Origin of the sequence: Acinetobacter sp. YH01022 (genome assembly GCF_013420235.1) — a bacterium.
In the GTDB taxonomy this organism is placed as follows: Bacteria; Pseudomonadota; Gammaproteobacteria; order Pseudomonadales; family Moraxellaceae; genus Acinetobacter.
This window is the reverse complement of record NZ_VOYP01000055.1, coordinates 1-16,986: the sequence shown is the minus strand read 5'-3', so window position 1 is coordinate 16,986 and position 16,986 is coordinate 1. Positions and strand designations below refer to the sequence as shown.

The window sequence follows — 16,986 nt, the reverse complement described above, 5'->3', positions numbered from 1 at the left end:
TCTGATGAATACCACTTGAGACAGCGGAAAAAAATTGAAACGTTAATTGGCTTATTGAAAGAAAAATACCATTTAGTAAGCAGTAAACATCGGACTATTTCCGGTTTTCTAGCAGGCATATTTTCATGTTTATGTGCTTATCAACTCTGTCAGAAGAATAAGCCAAAAATTCATGTCGTTAGAAATTTAGCTTATCCGTAACTAGGGTTATAATAATAAAAAGGTACGCTGATGAATTTATCTGCTTTGCTGGCCTGTCTCAGTTTTTATTCGGGAATTTATCTGCTCTATTTCTTTTTTGCTCGGCAACAAAATTCAGTTTTGTTACTGATAGGAATGGGTTTACTGCTACTAAGTGTTATTTTAATTCCCTATCCGCATGAACGCAGACGGCGCGGCTTTGACTCTACCTTGACTTGGGGTCAGTATTTTTACTGGCCACTCCTGAGCTGGTGGAGAATGTTTATTCTTCCGATCAGCTGGCTGCTCTCTCTTATTTACCGGGATTAAAAAAGCACCACAAGGTGCTTTTTTAACGAAATACTTAGTACTTGCTGATCAGTTCATCCAGTACTGCCTGATAGTGAATAGTAATGTCATCTTCCAGAATCTTGTAAGCATTGTCGAACTGCACCATTGGCCAGCCTTCTTTCCAGAATGGGAAAATATTATGCAAGTCGTGAGTCACAGTCGCATCTTCACGGGTAATGGCCTGTGCAATTTGTGATAAAACCTGTGCTGTTTCGGCACCATCAATAGCTAAGTAATCAATGCCGTGCGCTTTTAAAATACGAATACGGTCTTTTTTATAACGAATTTTTTTACTTTGCGCTTCATTTAAATGTAGGGCCAAAGTGACAGCTTCAACAAACGTGCTTTCAAAACTGGCATTTAAAGCAACCAGGGCATTTTTATGTGCCTCTTGACGACCAGCTTTACCCCCATTACGGATCATCTCATTCGCTTCAGTATTTAGCACATCGCTTTTCATGGACTGTAAAATGTCTAAAATTTCGATATCGCTTAAAGATTCAGGAGATTGATCAGTCATAAACTGTCCTTGGACAAAAATAAGAAAGGGCTATTTTCGCATAATTCCTCACTGAATACAGGAATAAAATTAAGCTCCCGACTCGATTCATCATTTAGCAGTTTAAAACGTGACCCTAAGATTCAGTAAATTGGCACAATACATCTCAGCTATTATGAATATGCTAAAAACTCATGCCTGTATGTGAAATAAACAGAGCTTAGCCTTGAAATAAAGAATCTGTAATTTTCTGATTTTTCTCTGTTAAATGCTTTCAAATCCTTTATATTAGCTCTAATTTTTATGTTTCTTTAATTCTTATGATCAGTAATAAACAAACGGTAATTTTTTTAAATCAATTACGGGAACAGTACCCGGCAGCATTTAAAAGAAATTATTTGTTTTACAGCATGATCAAAACTAAAGGAATTTTAGATGAACTGAAGGAGCTAATTCCCTGGGTTCTGGCCGCAATGATTTTTATCTCGCTTTCGATGAGTTTGGGTCATTTCATTGCTAGCCAATTTCCGCAATTTAATGCTTTTCGTGCCCAAGGCATTGCTGTTTTAGCCATTATGTTGTTGTTTATGCTTTATACGCCCGTGGTCATCAAACAGATCAAACATAGCTCTACTTCTTTATATCAGCAACTTCGCCATACTCCGGTTAAACTTGCGGTACTCATTGTGCTACAAGCCATCAATATCGCTTATATTGAAAGTACAGTTTTACAAATTATTCTTTTTTTCTTTGCCTTGAGTTTTGGTTTTGTTCGTTTTTATAAAGAAAATATGTTCCGTGAAGGTACACAAAACGAGCAATATTTTTATCTGCAAGAAACCCGCCGCATTTGTTTTTGGGCCTATAAGCAGGTGTTAAAGATTCAGTTAAAAAGCCTATTCCTGAGAAAAAACTCATCGGCCCTTCATAAGCTACAACAACAAGAAAAACAGTTTATCGATTTGCATATACAGCTGATTCGTTATGAAAATGAACTGTGCAAAACACACAAGCATATAGATGTCGAAACCTATCTGGATAGCTTGATGTAGATGACATAACCATTTTAAGAGGAAAAGTTTAGTCAAAGCCCTATTTTATAGCGATAAGCACATGAATTGATTGAAAAGAAAGCAAATACACGGAAAGATACTTGCCAAGTTTTATTTCCTCCACTATTATGGCGCACATGCCCGAGTGGTGAAATCGGTAGACACAGGGGATTTAAAATCCCCCGCCCACAAAGCGTGCCAGTTCGAGTCTGGCCTCGGGCACCACTTTAATACATATTAAAATGGTGCAATAAAATATCCAGCAATAAGCTGGTTTTTTTATGCCTGAATAATTTAATTATCGTAAACCAATAAAAAAGACAAAATAAAAATGAAGCGAAATAAAATGTATTACCTACTGTATATCAGCCTGTTTATATTGATGAACGCAAGTTTGACTCACGCAATAGTAGCGGTTGAAAACTCACAGAGCCAAAAGGTTTATGATTTATTTTCTGGTACCGTTCACGAAGAGCATGGACAACTTGTTTTAACTCATTGCACTTTAGCTAAGTATGCCTATCCCCTGCACTTTAATCATCCAGAAGATGAAAAGCAGATTAAAAGCTTGCTGCGGAAAGCCCCGAACTTTTGGCTTAATTTAAGAGCACAGGCTTATACTGAAAACGAGAGATTTCATTTAATCGTAGATGAGATTGCCGAAATTCATCTTCAGGCCAGTTGCCATCTAAGCGATCTTTTGCCTAGTCCAGCCAAACTTTAAATATACAAAACTAACAAATAGAGAGTGACTTACCACTCTCTATTCGATACCAGTTCTTCCATTTCAATATCCATATAACCGTTATCTTGCACCACCATCATCATGGCTTCAGCAATATAATCGGCTGCCGTATCATCCAAGGAAGAATCAAGATCTTCAAACTGTGGTTTCATCTTGTTAATAACAACCACAGTTTCAGCAGCAAAATGATAAATTTCTACTTCAGATAAATCAGGCTTTACAACTTTCTTTGCAAACTGTTTAATGGCCTGCTTAACTTCAGCCACAAGAATATCGGGATAATATTCATCATCAAACATCGGGAGAAGTAAATCTTCAAACATACAACACTCAAAAAAAGACATGCATTAAAGCGAGCTTGTATAACACAAAGCAACAAAATTACCAAACGCTACAATAAAAAAGGTGATTTCCCCCATTTTTATTGACATGTCTTTGAAGTAATTAAATATGAGTCAACAATTACACCTTAAACTAAAAAAGCTCGATACCTTATCGAGCTTTTTTATATACCTAGGTTATACACCCAGATTATTCATCGCCTGCCATACTTTAATGGCATCACTCATTGCCTTGACGTCATGTGCTCGTACCATGCAGGCCCCCTGTTGAATACTAAATAAATGAGCAGCAACAGAACCCATCGCACGATTTTGAGCATCTGCTCCCCCCAAAGCTTCGCCAATAAAACGCTTTCGGGAAAGTGCTGATAAAATTGGATAACCCATATCATTCAATTTATAAAATTCATTTAACAGCTTCAAATTTTGCTGTGCATTTTTAGCAAAACCAAAGCCCGGATCAATCACAATATTTTCAGGTTTTACCCCAGCCTGTATTGCATCATCTACTCTCTGCTGTAGCTCTTTAATCACATCAGTGGTTACATCATCATACTGGTCTAAATTATTCATGGTGGTAGGTTCGCCACGCATATGCATAATAATTACAGGAATATTCAGCTCAGCAGCAGTTAGCAAGGCATGAGGACGGGTTAATGCACGCACATCATTCCAGACATGCGCCCCTGCTTGAACAGCAGCTTTTATCACTTCGGGTTGTGAGGTATCAATTGAAATAATGACATCATGCTTAGCCAATTCTTCAACTACAGGCACTACACGGCGTATTTCATCATCCACCTCCACCACAGAAGCACCGGGACGAGTTGATTCCCCCCCAACATCAATTATGCTTGCACCATCCTCTATCATCTGCAAGGCATACGCTATGGCTTGGTCTTTGGTATTATGCTTTCCACCATCACTGAAAGAGTCTGGAGTGACATTCAGAATCCCCATCACGTGGGGCTGAGACAAGTCCAACTTCATTTGACCACATTGCAGCATTCGATTAGGTAATGGCATCAATTGCATTATATTTCTCCTTCAAGCAATCCGGCTATTCTAACAACTCTACAATTTTACAGTCTGAAATCTTTTCAGACACAACTGCCTTATCCATAAAAAAAGAGCCTCATTTGAGACTCTTTTTTCTAACCATCCAACTTAGCTCGCTGGTAATGGTGGAGGAGTTGCAGGACCATCTGTTGGTGTTACATCAATCACCGGATTTTCAGCAACATATACTTTAGGTGGTTGTGGTTCACGACCTTCCATGATGTCACGGATTTGGTCACGATCAATGGTTTCCCATTCCATCAAAGCTTTCACCATGGCATGCGCGATCTCTTTGTGGTTTTCCAGAACCTCACGAGCAACTTTATACTGTTCATCCAGAATGCGGCGAACTTCGGCATCTACCTGCTGTTGCGTTGCTTCAGAAATGGTACGACTACCGACATTTCCAAAGAAGCCGTTTTGGTTTTCATCTTCATAAACCATCACGCCCATCTTGTCAGACATACCGTATTTAGTGACCATTGCACGTGCCATTTTGGTTGCACGTTCAAAGTCATTTGAAGCACCGGTCGACATTTGGTTAATGAAGACTTCTTCAGCAATACGGCCACCAAACAAAATCGAAATTTCATTCAGCATTTTGTCTTTGTAATGACTAATTGCATCTTGTTCCGGCAACTGCCAGGTCACACCCAAAGCCCAACCACGCGGCATAATGGTCACTTTATGTACAGGGTCAGTACCCGGCAAAATTTCAGCCACAATCGCATGACCGGCTTCATGGTAAGCAGTAGCACGACGTTCTTCTTCACGAATCACCATCGATTTACGTTCAGGACCCATATAGATCTTGTCTTTAGCATCTTCAAAGTCATGCATGTCGACTGTGTTCTTGTTACGACGGGCAGCAAATAACGCTGCTTCGTTTACAAGGTTCGCCAATTGTGCACCAGAGAAACCTGGAGTACCACGTGCCAGCACTCTGACATCCACACCCGTGTGTGAAGGCAATTTTTTCAAGTGTACATTCAGAATCTGTTCACGGCCTTTAATGTCTGGAAGGCCTACCATCACCTGACGGTCAAAACGACCAGGACGAAGGAGTGCTTTATCAAGAACATCGGCACGGTTGGTTGCAGCAATGACGATAATGCCTTCATTACCTTCAAAACCATCCATTTCTACCAGCATCTGGTTGAGTGTCTGTTCACGTTCATCGTGACCACCGCCAGTACCTGAACCACGGTGACGACCGACTGCATCAATCTCATCAATAAAGATAATGCATGGGGCATGGCGTTTTGCCTGTTCAAACATGTCACGTACACGTGATGCACCAACACCCACGAACATTTCGACAAAGTCAGAACCTGAAATACTGAAGAACGGAACTTTTGCTTCACCTGCAATCGCTTTGGCAAGCAAGGTTTTACCGGTACCCGGAGGACCAACCATCAATACGCCTTTAGGAATACTTGCGCCCAGACGTTTAAATTTAGATGGATCTTTCAAGAAATCTACAATTTCAACAACTTCTTGTTTAGCTTCATCACAGCCAGCAACATCGCTAAAGGTGACTTTAATTTGGTCTTCAGACAGCATTTTGGCTTTCGATTTACCAAAGCTCATCGGACCGCTTTTGCCACCTGCACCACCACCCATGTTGCGCATAAAGAACATGAATAACAAAATGATTAAAAGTACAGGGAAGCTAGCGATAAGAAGTTGCATCAACAAACCTTGACGTTGCGGTGCAGTCCCTTCTACAACAACATTATGTTTAATGAGATTTGGCATCAGTTCCGGGTCTTGAACCGCGGGACGAATGCTTTCAAACTCTGAACCGTTTGTTTTTTCACCACGAATTCTTTCGCCATCAATGGTGACTTGCTTAATTTGACCAGCATTCACCGCTGAAACAAACTCTGAATAATTCATTGCAGTCGGTTGATTGCGGTCACTGATGTTACTGAAAATCAGAATCAGCACACCCAGTATAACCAGCCACAATACGGCATTCTTGAAGAGATCGCTCAAAGCTTTATTCCCATATCAATCTAATTTGATCATGCCCAAAAATGGGTGACCCTAATTTAAGCTGAAGATCAGCTTTGCAATATTTTAAAAATGTACAAAATGCACAATTTTTAACGTCTTGGCAAGTAAACTTTATGTAGAGGCCTTCTTACGACCTTGCCCGATTAAAAATACTTCTTTAGAACGGGCACGTGAAGCGGCAGGTTTTGCCGTCTTCAATACATCAAAGCTATCTACAACTTGTTTACGGAATTCGTCAAATCCGGTGCCCTGGAAAACCTTGACGATAAATTGGCCTTTCGGTCCTAAAACCTTGTTGGCAAAATCTAAAGCCAGTTCACACAAGTAAATTTGACGCGGTTGATCTACAGCCTTATTACCTGATGTATTGGGGGCCATATCCGAAATTACAACGTCTACAGTCCTTCCGTTTAAAATATTTAACAATTTTTCAAAAACTTCTTCCTCACGGAAGTCACCTTGCAGGAAGGTCACATCCGGCAAGGCATCCATAGGTAAAATGTCGGAGGCAATCAACAAGCCTTTGTCACCGACTAATTTACCGGCAATTTGTGACCAACTGCCGGGTGCCGCACCCAAGTCAACCACAGTCATGCCTGGTTTAATAATTTTGTATTTTTCTTGAATTTCAAGAAGCTTATAAGCAGCACGCGCACGATAACCTTCCTTTTGTGCTCTCTTTACAAAAGGATCATCCAAATGCTCGCGCATCCACTCTCGACTACTTTTTGACAACTTCTGGTTGGTAATGCGTGTCGCCATAACTCTCTAAATAATAAAAAACTTCTAATAGGTGATTGTACGTGAAAAACATAGGCCTTGCAGTATACATCTGTATCTAAATCCAATCTTTGAAAGGTTTTTTTCAATAATTGAAATCGATTATTTCAACAGAATATAAAGCGTTTAAACTTGGCATTTGTTATACTGAGCCGTTTTTAAAATTAGGTTATCTTTATGGCGGCTTTATCTATTCAGGAACGTAAACGTTTACGTCAAATCGGACATGCATTAAACCCGGTGGTTATGCTAGGCGATAAAGGTTTGACTGAAGCTGTAGTCGAAGAATTAAACCGCGCTTTAAACGATCACGAATTGATTAAAGTGAAAATCGTAGCGGAAGATCGTGAAGAACGCGCATCTTTAATCGAAGATCTTTCAGCTCAAACTGGTGCTGAAGTTGTTCAAAAAATTGGTAAAATTGCGCTGATTTATAAAAAAGCAGCAAAACAGAATGCCAAATTATCCAACTTGGTTCGTCACGCTCATTTGTCTAACTAAGCAGATTTTATGGCAAGTTACGAACTTAGCGCCTTTGATCGTCGCTTTCAATCGATCTCCCTGGTTGCTGCGATTGAACAACAAAGCCCATATAGCTTAAATGTGGGCTACTGGTTACGCGACCCCAACCAGCTCATACAATGGCCTGAACTGGTTCAAGACTACCCTCGTCAAGATTTCCTATGGGAACACACCTGTTTTGAAATTTTTATTGGTGTACAGGGTGAGGATTTCTATCGTGAAATCAATCTGTCGCCCTCCCAGGCGTGGCAGGCCTATCAGTTTGAGGAATATCGCTATCCGGAAGATATGCCGCCTCAAGCCGCCGATGACATCGAACTGAACCAGCTTAAACGCACACATTATGGTTTAAATGTGAGCCTTGATTTAACCGAGTTTATGTTAAAGCACAAATTGCAATGGTCGGATTTGTTTCTGGGCTTAAGCGCTGTACTCAAAACCTCGCAAGGCGAACAATATTATGCCATGCAACACAGCAGTCCAAATGCGGACTTTCACAACAAGCGTGATTGGCTACATCAGTTCTAGAGCATAGCAGCAATATTCAAACAGTAAAAAAGTGAGGCAAAATACCTCACTTTTTTATGTCTTCAATGTGTACCTGAAGAAAACTAGCATAGGGTCCTTCCTCGCCAGTATAAGTAGACATGTCTACTTATATGTCAGCTTTTTAAAGTAGGTTCCTCATCCGACTTCACTGACACCTTTTTCCACACATCTAAAGTATGTTCTTTAGAACGTTTTAAAGTTTCAGCCAGATGATCTTTATGTTTCACTGAAATTTGGCCGACATCGTCTTTTAACTCTTTGCCAAGTTTCGATAAGTCTTCAATCACCGCATTAAATTCAGCTTTTACGAACTCTTTCAATTCTGCCAAATCTTTCTGTGAAAAATTGAGTTGCTTTTTAATGGTTTCAATACGCTGAAAAAGGTCTTGTTTTAAACTTTGAATCTGCTCTTGAACATTTGCCTGTACCTCCTTTGCTTCTGCTTTTACATTCTCAGTAGATTCTGTCACCGCTTCTGTCACTTTTTGCTGTGCTTCTTTAGATGCCTGTTCCAACTTGTCCGCACCTTCTGCAACCACTTCCTTTAAGGTAGTTTTTGCTTTTGTTGGCTTGTGTTCTAAGGTCATGATCTTTTTTCCTATAGTTATTACATGAGAGCTCTAGCGTATTCCGTTTTGATAAAATTTAAGTTTTGATTTGTTAGACAATTCTAATTTGCTTACATTTTACATACATAGATGCAGAAACAGACTTTAAGCCAAAAAGCAAGGGATTTATCTCATACTTTTACTGTAAAGCCGTTGGACTTAAAGGCTATTTCTGCGTATAATGCCGTGTTAAGTTCAAGCGAGCAGACAAGGAGGATAGGTTTTATAATAGCCTTCCTTTTTTTTCGTCTACTCGCTTTTTTACAGCCTAAATTTCAGGAGCTTTGGTTTGAGCACCCCAGCAATTTTAGCCCTTGCCGATGGTACTATTTTTAAAGGTACTTCAATTGGCGCATCGGGTAGTACGACTGGTGAAGTCGTTTTCAACACTGCCATGACTGGCTATCAAGAAATTTTGACTGACCCTAGTTATGCACAACAACTTGTCACCCTGACTTATCCTCATATTGGTAATACAGGTTGTAATGATGAAGACGCTGAGTCAGGTCGAATTCATAAAGTTTGGGCCAACGGATTGATCATTCGTGACCTTCCTTTATTGCATAGCAACTTCCGTGCTGAGCAATCACTTGGTGATTATCTTAAACAACACAACGTTGTGGCTATCGCAGACATTGATACGCGTAAACTAACGCGTATTCTGCGATCTAAAGGTGCACAAAACGGTTGTATCCTTGCTGGCGAAAACGCTACAGAGGAAGAAGCTTTAGCTAAAGCCCGTGCTTTTGGCGGTTTAAATGGTTTAGACCTTGCTAAAGAATGCTGCGACCCTGAAGGTTTTGAATGGACAGAAGGCTCTTGGACTCTAGGCAAAGGGTTCTCTCAACCTGAACTTAAATTCCATATTGTTGCATACGATTACGGTGTCAAAACCAACATCTTACGTATGCTTGCGGATCGCGGTTGTAAATTGACTGTTGTACCTGCTGAAACTCCTGCAGAAAAAGTCCTTGCTTTGAATCCGGATGGCGTGTTCCTGTCAAATGGTCCCGGCGATCCAGCAGCATGTGACTACGCAATTGAAGCTGTAAAAACAATTGTAGAAACGACTGAAATTCCAGTATTTGGTATTTGTTTAGGCCACCAGATTCTTGCACTTGCCTCAGGTGCAAAAACTGTGAAAATGCCTCACGGTCACCACGGTGCCAACCATCCTGTACAAAATCTTGAAGATGGTACAGTGATGATTACTTCTCAAAACCACGGCTTCGCAGTAGATACAGATACGCTACCGGCTAACTTGAAAGCAACGCACAAATCACTGTTCGACCAAACCTTGCAAGGTATGCATCGCACAGACAAACCTGCGTTCAGCTTCCAGGGTCACCCTGAAGCAAGCCCTGGTCCACATGACTGCGCACCATTGTTCGATCATTTCATCGAACTTATCGAAGCATCTAAGAAGTAATTAAGGAAGCATCATGGCTAAACGTACAGACATTAAAAGCATCTTAATTATCGGTGCAGGTCCGATTGTGATCGGTCAGGCATGTGAGTTTGACTATTCAGGCGCGCAAGCGTGTAAAGCACTTCGTGAAGAAGGCTACCGTGTTATTTTGGTCAACTCTAACCCAGCGACCATCATGACTGACCCTGCTATGGCAGATGCAACTTACATCGAGCCAATTACCTGGCAAACTGTAGCTGCAATCATTGAGAAAGAACGCCCAGATGCAGTTCTTCCAACCATGGGCGGTCAAACTGCATTGAACTGTGCCCTTGCCCTAGACGAGCACGGCATTTTAGAAAAATACAATGTTGAATTGATCGGTGCGACCAAAGAAGCGATCGAAAAAGCTGAAGACCGTAAACTCTTCGACCAGGCAATGCGTAAAATTGGTCTTGAATGTCCAAAAGCTGATGTTGCTGAGTCAATGGAACACGCGCTTGAAATTCAAGCACGTTTCGGCTTCCCAGTGATTATCCGTCCATCATTCACCATGGGTGGTTCTGGTGGCGGTATCGCGTATAACCGTGAAGAATTCATTGAAATCTGTGAACGCGGTTTCGATCTTTCTCCAACTAAACAGTTATTGATTGATGAATCACTCATTGGCTGGAAAGAGTACGAGATGGAAGTTGTTCGTGACAAAAACGACAACTGTATCATTGTATGTACAATCGAAAACTTTGATCCAATGGGCGTGCACACAGGTGACTCAATCACTGTTGCTCCTGCTCAAACGCTTACAGACAAAGAATTCCAGTTACTGCGTAACGCTTCTTTAGCTGTACTTCGTGAAATTGGTGTTGAAACTGGTGGTTCGAACGTTCAGTTCGGTATTAACCCGAAAGACGGCCGTATGGTTGTGATCGAGATGAACCCTCGTGTTTCTCGTTCATCTGCATTGGCATCTAAAGCAACTGGTTTCCCGATTGCGAAAATTGCTGCGAAATTGGCTGTGGGTTACACCCTTGATGAGTTGAAAAACGACATCACTGGCGGTACAACACCTGCATCATTCGAACCTGCAATTGACTACGTTGTTACCAAGATTCCTCGTTTCAACTTCGAGAAATTCCCACAAGCGGACGCAACTTTAACCACGCAGATGAAATCTGTAGGTGAAGTTATGGCGATTGGTCGTAACTTCCAAGAGTCTATGCAAAAAGCGCTTCGTGGTCTTGAAGTGGGTGCTTGCGGCTTTGATGAAAAAATCGAAGTGGGTACTGAAGGCGCGAAAGAAAAGATCCTGCAAGAACTTAAAGTTCCAGGTCCTGAGCGTATCTGGTACGTAGGCGATGCATTCCGTCATGGTTTCACCCTGGACGAAGTATTTGCTGCAACAAATATTGACCGCTGGTTCTTGATCCAGATCGAAGACATCATCAAAACTGAAAACCAAATCAAAACTTTAGGTTTTGGTGACTTAAATGCCGACAATATCCGTGCATTTAAACGTAAAGGTTTGTCAGATCTTCGTATCGCTGGCTTGATGGGCATTTCACAAAAACAATTCCGTAAACACCGTTGGAACCTGGGTGTGACTCCAGTTTACAAACGTGTAGATACCTGTGCCGCTGAATTCGAATCTGATACAGCGTACATGTACTCAACTTACGATGAAGAATGTGAAGCGAATCCTTCAACTCGCGACAAGATCATGGTCATCGGTGGCGGTCCTAACCGTATTGGTCAAGGTATCGAGTTCGATTACTGCTGTGTACACGCTGCCCTTGCCATGCGTGAAGACGGTTATGAAACCATCATGGTGAACTGTAACCCTGAAACGGTTTCAACTGACTACGACACTTCTGATCGTTTGTACTTCGAACCGATTACCCTTGAAGATGTACTTGAAATCGTGCGTGTCGAGAAGCCTAAAGGCATTATCGTACAATACGGTGGTCAAACACCTTTGAAATTGGCTCGTGCTTTGGAAGAAGCTGGTGCGCCAATTATCGGTACATCACCTGATGCGATTGACCGTGCAGAAGACCGTGAACGTTTCCAGCAAATGATTCAACGTCTGCAACTTCGTCAGCCGAACAACAGCATCGTAAAATCTGCTGAAGAAGGTATGGCTGAAGCGGCGAAAGTTGGCTACCCACTGGTGGTGCGTCCTTCTTACGTTCTTGGTGGTCGTGCGATGGAAATCGTCTACAATGATGACGAATTGAAACGCTACCTACGTGATGCGGTTCAGGCATCGAACGAAGCGCCTGTTCTTCTTGACCACTTCCTTGATGATGCCATCGAAGTTGACGTGGACTGCGTATCTGACGGTAAAGACGTTGTGATCGGCGGTATCATGCAGCACATTGAACAAGCCGGTATTCACTCAGGTGACTCTGCATGTTCGATTCCTCCTTACTCTTTATCTCAAGAAGTACAGGACGAAATGCGTCGTCAAACGATTGCCATGGCGAAAGAGCTTGGCGTAATCGGTTTGATGAACGTTCAGTTTGCGGTTAAAGGCACTGATGTTTACATTCTAGAAGTGAACCCACGTGCGTCTCGTACTGTACCGTTCGTTTCTAAGTGTATCGGTGAATCTTTAGCGAAAGTTGCTGCACGTTGTATGGCGGGTCAATCTCTAGAATCTCAAGGATTCACTTCAGAGATTATTCCTGAACACTTCTCTGTAAAAGAAGCGGTGTTCCCATTCAACAAATTCCCGGGTGTTGACCCAATCCTTGGCCCTGAGATGAAATCGACAGGCGAAGTGATGGGTGTAGGTAAAACATTCGGCGAAGCATTCTACAAAGCTGTACTAGGCGCGAATGAACGCTTACCTGGCCTTCCAACCGAAGGTGAAGTGAAGCATGCATTCATCTCTGTACGTGATTCTGACAAGCCTCGTGCTGTTGGTATTGCGAAGCAGCTAGCTGGTTTCGGCTTCAAAATCCTTGCGACTGGCGGCACGTATGACGTGATTAAAGCAGCAGGTATTGAATGTGAACGTGTGAATAAAGTAACTGAAGGCCGTCCAAATATTGTTGACCGCTTGAAAAATGGCGAGATTCACCTCATTATCAATACAACTGAAGGCAAACAAGCTCAGCAGGATTCATTCTCGATCCGCCGCTCTGCTCTTCAAGGTAAGGTGTATCACACAACAACTTTGAATGGCGCAGACGCTGTATGTCAAGCTTTAGCAATTAAATTGCCGATGGATGTTTACCGCTTGCAAGACCTTACCAAAGGTTAATTAAGTTACCGAGAAGTCCCGCTACCTCTCGGTGGCGGGCTTTTTTTATTTATAAACCAGCTGTATTTTTTTTAATTTAACTTAGAGGGACAACAATGCAACGTTATCCTATGACTCCTGAAGGCAAAATTGCCCTAGAGAAAGAATTACACCAACTAAAAAGTATTGACCGTCCACGTATTACTGCAGCGATTGCTGAAGCACGTGAACATGGGGACTTGAAAGAAAATGCAGAGTACCACGCAGCGCGTGAACAGCAAGGCTTTTGTGAAGGTCGTATTCAGGACATCGAAGGTAAACTCGGTGCGTGCCAAGTCATTGATGTAAAAACACTTGAGCAAAATGGCCGTGTGGTTTTTGGTGTAACGGTAACGATTGAAAATATCGACACAGAAGAACAGAAGACTTACAAAATTGTTGGCGATGACGAAGCGGACTTTAAGATCAACAAGATCTCAGTAAACTCTCCGATCGCACGTGGCCTGTTGGGTAAAAACGAAGGCGACGAAGTGAAAATCGTTACTCCGCAAGGCGAAGTTGAATACGAAATTGTGAAAGTTGAATATATCTAAGTTTTAAATAGATATTTTAGGCTGTAAGAACCCCTCTGATGAGGGGTTTTTTATATTCAGACTTCTGCTACAGAAAGCTGAGTTCCAGCTTATTTTAAAAGTCCCGATGCAAATAACTGAAATGCATGTAATGCCTCAGGCAGGACCTTCTCAGGATGTTCACTCGAAGCGACCCACAGTGCCGCATTCATGGCAGCACCATTTAGAAATACAGCCGCTGCTTCAGGATCGACTGCTTTAATCCGGTCTGCTGCCAATAACTGCTCTACGCACTCACGCGTGGACTGCAGACATTTATTTTGACTTGGCCAATGTGCAGGATCACCCAATACCGCAGGTCCATCACGCAGCACAATACGCTGAAACTCAGGATTTAACGCATTTTCAATATAAGTCCGCCCTTCAAGCATCAAACCTTCCCAAAGATCTTCAGGTTGCCCCAGATGTTGCCCGGCATATTCCGCCATTTCTGAATCAATTTGATCGACCACAGCAGCAAATAAGCCCCGTTTATCGCCAAAATGATGGTACAGCGCACCACGGGTCAGCCCTGCTTCTGCCGTGAGTTTATCCATTGATGTGTCTGCATAACCATATTCAGCAAAGGCACGGCGTGCGACTTCTATAAGTTTTTTGCGGGTTTCCGCCATTTTCTGTTCACGAACAGACATTGATTTCATCACCTTATCATCGCAAAAATTTTAATTGACATACGCTACGTATGTCAATTATGTTTGCATACGAAGCGTATGTGAAAAGCAAAGCTGCTTTTAAAACCCAACGTTTAAACCAGATATTGAATGAGAATAAACATGACTAGAACTGCGATATTTCCCCAAGACCGCCATGCTCTATATGAGCAACATGGTTATTCTGCTGCGATCAAATCGGAAGATCTGCTGTTTGTATCGGGTCAGGTCGGTAGCCGTGAGGATGGCAGCCCTGAACCTAATTTCGAAAAACAGGTAGAGTTAGCTTTTAGCAATCTCAGCCAGACACTGGCAGCCGCAGGTTGTACTTTCGATGACATTGTGGATGTCACCACCTTTCATACCGATCCTGAACAGCAATTTGAAACCATTATGAAAGTTAAAAATCAGATATTTACACAAAAGCCTCACCCGAATTGGACGGCGGTTGGCGTGACCTGGCTCGCTGGCTTTGACTTCGAAATCAAAGTGATCGCTCGTATTCCTTCAAAAGCCATTAAAATTAACCTCTAAGCTTTTATCTCCTGACTTTTAACACGACTACAACCCTGCCCGATTGCAGTCCAATTGGGTATAATTCCTTGTCCTTTTAACCCATGATTCTTGTATGTCTGAAAAGTTAATTAATTCTCCTGTGAATCACTGGTGCGAGTTCGAATTCATCTCGAAAACGGTGAAGAATCCAAACATTCATATCAAGGGCAATTACAGCTATTACTCAGCCTATTGGGATCAGGGATTTGAGCGCTGTGTGGTGCGTTACCTGCATAACAAGCCCGCTACACCAGAGAAGCCTATCGATCAGCTTTATATCGGCAATTTCGTCTGTTTTGGCGCAGAATGCGTGATTATGATGGGCGGCAACCAATTACACCGTACTGACTGGATTTCAGCATTTCCATTTGATACCCGTAGTTTTGTCCCTGCTGGTAACACCGTGATTGGTGATGGCTGCTGGATTGGCTCACGTGCCATGATTATGCAAGGCGTGAAGCTGGGCGAAGGTGCAGTAGTTGCAACAGGTGCTGTCGTCACCAAAGACGTACCACCTTATGCCGTGGTCGGTGGTGTGCCTGCAAAAATTATTAAATACCGTTTTCCTGAAGAAGATATTGAAAAACTGCTTTCCCTTAAGCTTTATGAGCTAGATGAAAAGCAGTTTTTAAAGATGCGTGAACAGTTGCAGACTGAGGATATTGACTTATTAAGAGCATTTTTGAAAAATCAAATTCCTCCGAATATATAGTTCTTCCAACCACTATGAAAATCTTTATTATCAGTTAGTCTAAGGTTTCGGACTGATACAACGCTAAACCTTTTCTGTGAGTTAACCAACTGCTCATAATATTCAACTAATTGAATAAAAATTAAGATTCCAAGTTCGTCTTGAAAGAAATTTGCTTTTCTCATTAATACTGTAGTATGGGTATCAGCCCTATAATTTTCCCTATGGTATTTTTCAAAATCATCTTTATTCAACTGAATATAATTATCCATTTGATCTAATAAAGTTTTAAGTAACTCCAAAGAAGTATTACTTTTTAAAAGAAATGTAGGATTTAATAAAAACATTATCAATAATTGATTTTTATAACTATCAAAACTATCAGAATAGAGTAATGCAAACTGACTTGCTAATTTTGAAATTGCTCTCTTAGATAATTCTTTTTCTCCTACGTAAAAATCTATAAGTTCTATACAACCCTCAAGATTTTGATGGTTTAAATCTATCCCTAAATGCTCAAAAATATTAAATATATTTATCTCCAAATTATCAATGAGGTCAGGAGATAATGAATTTAATCTCACTGTAAAATCAACAAACTTATCTAGATACTCTTCACCAAGTGTTTCATCATAGCCATAATTATGGCAAACAACTTTAGAAAATTGAGATTTATCCATCACTAGAACAAACACAATTTTAGGAATATCAAAAAAATGTTTAATACGCTCAATTAATCGAATTGCAAAATCAGGCCGACAGCGATCTAGCTCATCAATAATGAAAACTAAAGGTCTATCAAGTTTTTCGACAGTTTCGGCTAAATGCCTTTTAAATTCAGCTAGAGTCTTTTTCTCTGCTTCATGACTTGCTATTTTCTCTTGGATACTCTCTTTAACACGCTCACTCGCTTCATCAGATAATGCATCAATTTCATCTTTTGCAATTTCATAGCCCTGCTGTAAAGTAGCAGTGGGTGAGTAGACCAAGGGAATTTCACCCTTAGCCCCTCGCAGAACCGGACATGAACCTCTCAGCTCATCCGGCTCCCATTATCCAACCGATGGTAAACATCCCATTTTCCAGTGCACAAAGGCATTT

The 16,986-nt window shown here is 41.4% G+C and carries 18 protein-coding genes, 1 tRNA gene and 1 pseudogene; 12 read left to right on the top strand and 8 right to left on the bottom strand.

The window, feature by feature from the left end; genetic code table 11:
• Together FTT87_RS14105 and FTT87_RS14100 are read left to right on the top strand one after the other, a co-directional pair.
• A pseudogene (locus FTT87_RS14105) lies at positions 1-201 on the top strand (IS982 family transposase); the annotation flags it as partial.
• A 30-nt stretch (positions 202-231) separates the two neighbouring features.
• Positions 232-510, top strand: a complete 279-nt coding sequence (locus tag FTT87_RS14100) for a hypothetical protein (protein WP_180082813.1) — start codon at positions 232-234, stop codon at positions 508-510.
• A 34-nt stretch (positions 511-544) separates the two neighbouring features.
• Here the strand turns inward: FTT87_RS14100 and FTT87_RS14095 are convergent, their stop codons facing one another.
• The gene (locus FTT87_RS14095) at positions 545-1,051 is read right to left on the bottom strand and encodes a hypothetical protein (RefSeq protein ID WP_180175026.1); all 507 of its coding nucleotides are present in this window, start codon (positions 1,049-1,051) and stop codon (positions 545-547) included.
• A gap of 299 nt (positions 1,052-1,350) precedes the next feature.
• Between FTT87_RS14095 and FTT87_RS14090 the strand changes: the two genes are divergently transcribed.
• The 3 genes from FTT87_RS14090 to FTT87_RS14080 all read left to right on the top strand — a co-directional run bounded on the left by FTT87_RS14090 (position 1,351) and on the right by FTT87_RS14080 (position 2,806).
• The gene (locus FTT87_RS14090; RefSeq protein ID WP_180082814.1) at positions 1,351-2,082 is read left to right on the top strand and encodes a hypothetical protein; all 732 of its coding nucleotides are present in this window, start codon (positions 1,351-1,353) and stop codon (positions 2,080-2,082) included.
• Between the two features lie 139 nt (positions 2,083-2,221).
• Positions 2,222-2,307: transfer RNA gene (locus FTT87_RS14085), tRNA-Leu, on the top strand.
• A gap of 106 nt (positions 2,308-2,413) precedes the next feature.
• Positions 2,414-2,806 (top strand): hypothetical protein, encoded by a 393-nt coding sequence (locus FTT87_RS14080; RefSeq protein WP_180082815.1) that lies wholly within the window; start codon positions 2,414-2,416, stop codon positions 2,804-2,806.
• A gap of 29 nt (positions 2,807-2,835) precedes the next feature.
• On the opposite strand, the gene FTT87_RS14075 is transcribed toward FTT87_RS14080, so the two are convergent.
• The 4 genes from FTT87_RS14075 to rlmE form a co-directional block, all read right to left on the bottom strand.
• On the bottom strand, positions 2,836-3,150 hold the full coding sequence (locus FTT87_RS14075; RefSeq protein WP_180082816.1) for a DUF5713 family protein: 315 nt from the start codon (positions 3,148-3,150) through the stop codon (positions 2,836-2,838).
• 195 nt (positions 3,151-3,345) lie between these two features.
• Entirely contained in the window at positions 3,346-4,203 is an 858-nt protein-coding gene (gene folP / locus FTT87_RS14070) for a dihydropteroate synthase (protein WP_218954214.1), read from the bottom strand.
• A 132-nt stretch (positions 4,204-4,335) separates the two neighbouring features.
• Positions 4,336-6,225 (bottom strand): ATP-dependent zinc metalloprotease FtsH, encoded by a 1,890-nt coding sequence (gene ftsH, locus FTT87_RS14065; RefSeq protein WP_180082467.1) that lies wholly within the window; start codon positions 6,223-6,225, stop codon positions 4,336-4,338.
• A gap of 132 nt (positions 6,226-6,357) precedes the next feature.
• On the bottom strand, positions 6,358-7,008 hold the full coding sequence (gene rlmE / locus FTT87_RS14060; RefSeq protein WP_086196272.1) for a 23S rRNA (uridine(2552)-2'-O)-methyltransferase RlmE: 651 nt from the start codon (positions 7,006-7,008) through the stop codon (positions 6,358-6,360).
• Between the two features lie 195 nt (positions 7,009-7,203).
• Between rlmE and yhbY the strand changes: the two genes are divergently transcribed.
• Positions 7,204-7,527, top strand: coding sequence for a ribosome assembly RNA-binding protein YhbY (gene yhbY / locus FTT87_RS14055; RefSeq protein ID WP_086199214.1), 324 nt, complete (start codon positions 7,204-7,206; stop codon positions 7,525-7,527).
• Between the two features lie 9 nt (positions 7,528-7,536).
• Positions 7,537-8,076: a DOMON-like domain-containing protein gene (locus FTT87_RS14050; RefSeq protein ID WP_180082469.1), complete on the top strand. Its 540-nt coding sequence runs from the start codon at positions 7,537-7,539 to the stop codon at positions 8,074-8,076.
• A gap of 134 nt (positions 8,077-8,210) precedes the next feature.
• Here FTT87_RS14050 and FTT87_RS14045 read toward each other — a convergent pair whose 3' ends face one another.
• Entirely contained in the window at positions 8,211-8,684 is a 474-nt protein-coding gene (locus tag FTT87_RS14045) for a hypothetical protein (RefSeq protein ID WP_180082470.1), read from the bottom strand.
• 310 nt (positions 8,685-8,994) lie between these two features.
• Between FTT87_RS14045 and carA the strand changes: the two genes are divergently transcribed.
• The 3 genes from carA to greA all read left to right on the top strand — a co-directional run bounded on the left by carA (position 8,995) and on the right by greA (position 13,950).
• Positions 8,995-10,134: a glutamine-hydrolyzing carbamoyl-phosphate synthase small subunit gene (gene carA, locus FTT87_RS14040; protein WP_180082474.1), complete on the top strand. Its 1,140-nt coding sequence runs from the start codon at positions 8,995-8,997 to the stop codon at positions 10,132-10,134.
• A gap of 13 nt (positions 10,135-10,147) precedes the next feature.
• Positions 10,148-13,378, top strand: coding sequence for a carbamoyl-phosphate synthase large subunit (gene carB / locus FTT87_RS14035; protein ID WP_166167472.1), 3,231 nt, complete (start codon positions 10,148-10,150; stop codon positions 13,376-13,378).
• Positions 13,379-13,473: 95 nt separating this feature from the next.
• The gene (gene greA, locus FTT87_RS14030) at positions 13,474-13,950 is read left to right on the top strand and encodes a transcription elongation factor GreA (RefSeq protein WP_086196278.1); all 477 of its coding nucleotides are present in this window, start codon (positions 13,474-13,476) and stop codon (positions 13,948-13,950) included.
• 89 nt (positions 13,951-14,039) lie between these two features.
• On the opposite strand, the gene FTT87_RS14025 is transcribed toward greA, so the two are convergent.
• The gene (locus FTT87_RS14025) at positions 14,040-14,621 is read right to left on the bottom strand and encodes a TetR/AcrR family transcriptional regulator (RefSeq protein WP_180082482.1); all 582 of its coding nucleotides are present in this window, start codon (positions 14,619-14,621) and stop codon (positions 14,040-14,042) included.
• 141 nt (positions 14,622-14,762) lie between these two features.
• Here FTT87_RS14025 and FTT87_RS14020 point away from each other — a divergent pair, with 141 nt between their 5' ends.
• Positions 14,763-15,173 carry a RidA family protein gene (locus FTT87_RS14020; RefSeq protein ID WP_180082476.1) on the top strand — a complete coding sequence of 137 codons (411 nt, stop codon included), beginning with the start codon at positions 14,763-14,765 and terminating at the stop codon, positions 15,171-15,173.
• A 94-nt stretch (positions 15,174-15,267) separates the two neighbouring features.
• Positions 15,268-15,906 carry a CatB-related O-acetyltransferase gene (locus FTT87_RS14015; RefSeq protein WP_180082478.1) on the top strand — a complete coding sequence of 213 codons (639 nt, stop codon included), beginning with the start codon at positions 15,268-15,270 and terminating at the stop codon, positions 15,904-15,906.
• Here the strand turns inward: FTT87_RS14015 and FTT87_RS14010 are convergent.
• On the bottom strand, positions 15,885-16,874 hold the full coding sequence (locus FTT87_RS14010) for a P-loop NTPase fold protein (protein ID WP_180175025.1): 990 nt from the start codon (positions 16,872-16,874) through the stop codon (positions 15,885-15,887). The two genes, FTT87_RS14015 and FTT87_RS14010, sit on opposite strands and share 22 nt — an antisense overlap.
• Positions 16,875-16,986 lie beyond the last annotated feature (112 nt).

Coding starts and splice junctions, on each gene's coding strand:
- FTT87_RS14100 (WP_180082813.1), top strand. CDS start 232: ATGAATTTATCTGCTTTGCTGGCCTGTCTCAGTTTTTATTCGGGAATT.
- FTT87_RS14095 (WP_180175026.1), bottom strand. CDS start 1,051: ATGACTGATCAATCTCCTGAATCTTTAAGCGATATCGAAATTTTAGAC.
- FTT87_RS14090 (WP_180082814.1), top strand. CDS start 1,351: ATGATCAGTAATAAACAAACGGTAATTTTTTTAAATCAATTACGGGAA.
- FTT87_RS14080 (WP_180082815.1), top strand. CDS start 2,414: ATGAAGCGAAATAAAATGTATTACCTACTGTATATCAGCCTGTTTATA.
- FTT87_RS14075 (WP_180082816.1), bottom strand. CDS start 3,150: ATGTTTGAAGATTTACTTCTCCCGATGTTTGATGATGAATATTATCCC.
- folP (WP_218954214.1), bottom strand. CDS start 4,203: ATGCAATTGATGCCATTACCTAATCGAATGCTGCAATGTGGTCAAATG.
- rlmE (WP_086196272.1), bottom strand. CDS start 7,008: ATGGCGACACGCATTACCAACCAGAAGTTGTCAAAAAGTAGTCGAGAG.
- yhbY (WP_086199214.1), top strand. CDS start 7,204: ATGGCGGCTTTATCTATTCAGGAACGTAAACGTTTACGTCAAATCGGA.
- FTT87_RS14050 (WP_180082469.1), top strand. CDS start 7,537: ATGGCAAGTTACGAACTTAGCGCCTTTGATCGTCGCTTTCAATCGATC.
- FTT87_RS14045 (WP_180082470.1), bottom strand. CDS start 8,684: ATGACCTTAGAACACAAGCCAACAAAAGCAAAAACTACCTTAAAGGAA.
- carB (WP_166167472.1), top strand. CDS start 10,148: ATGGCTAAACGTACAGACATTAAAAGCATCTTAATTATCGGTGCAGGT.
- greA (WP_086196278.1), top strand. CDS start 13,474: ATGCAACGTTATCCTATGACTCCTGAAGGCAAAATTGCCCTAGAGAAA.
- FTT87_RS14025 (WP_180082482.1), bottom strand. CDS start 14,621: ATGTCTGTTCGTGAACAGAAAATGGCGGAAACCCGCAAAAAACTTATA.
- FTT87_RS14020 (WP_180082476.1), top strand. CDS start 14,763: ATGACTAGAACTGCGATATTTCCCCAAGACCGCCATGCTCTATATGAG.
- FTT87_RS14015 (WP_180082478.1), top strand. CDS start 15,268: ATGTCTGAAAAGTTAATTAATTCTCCTGTGAATCACTGGTGCGAGTTC.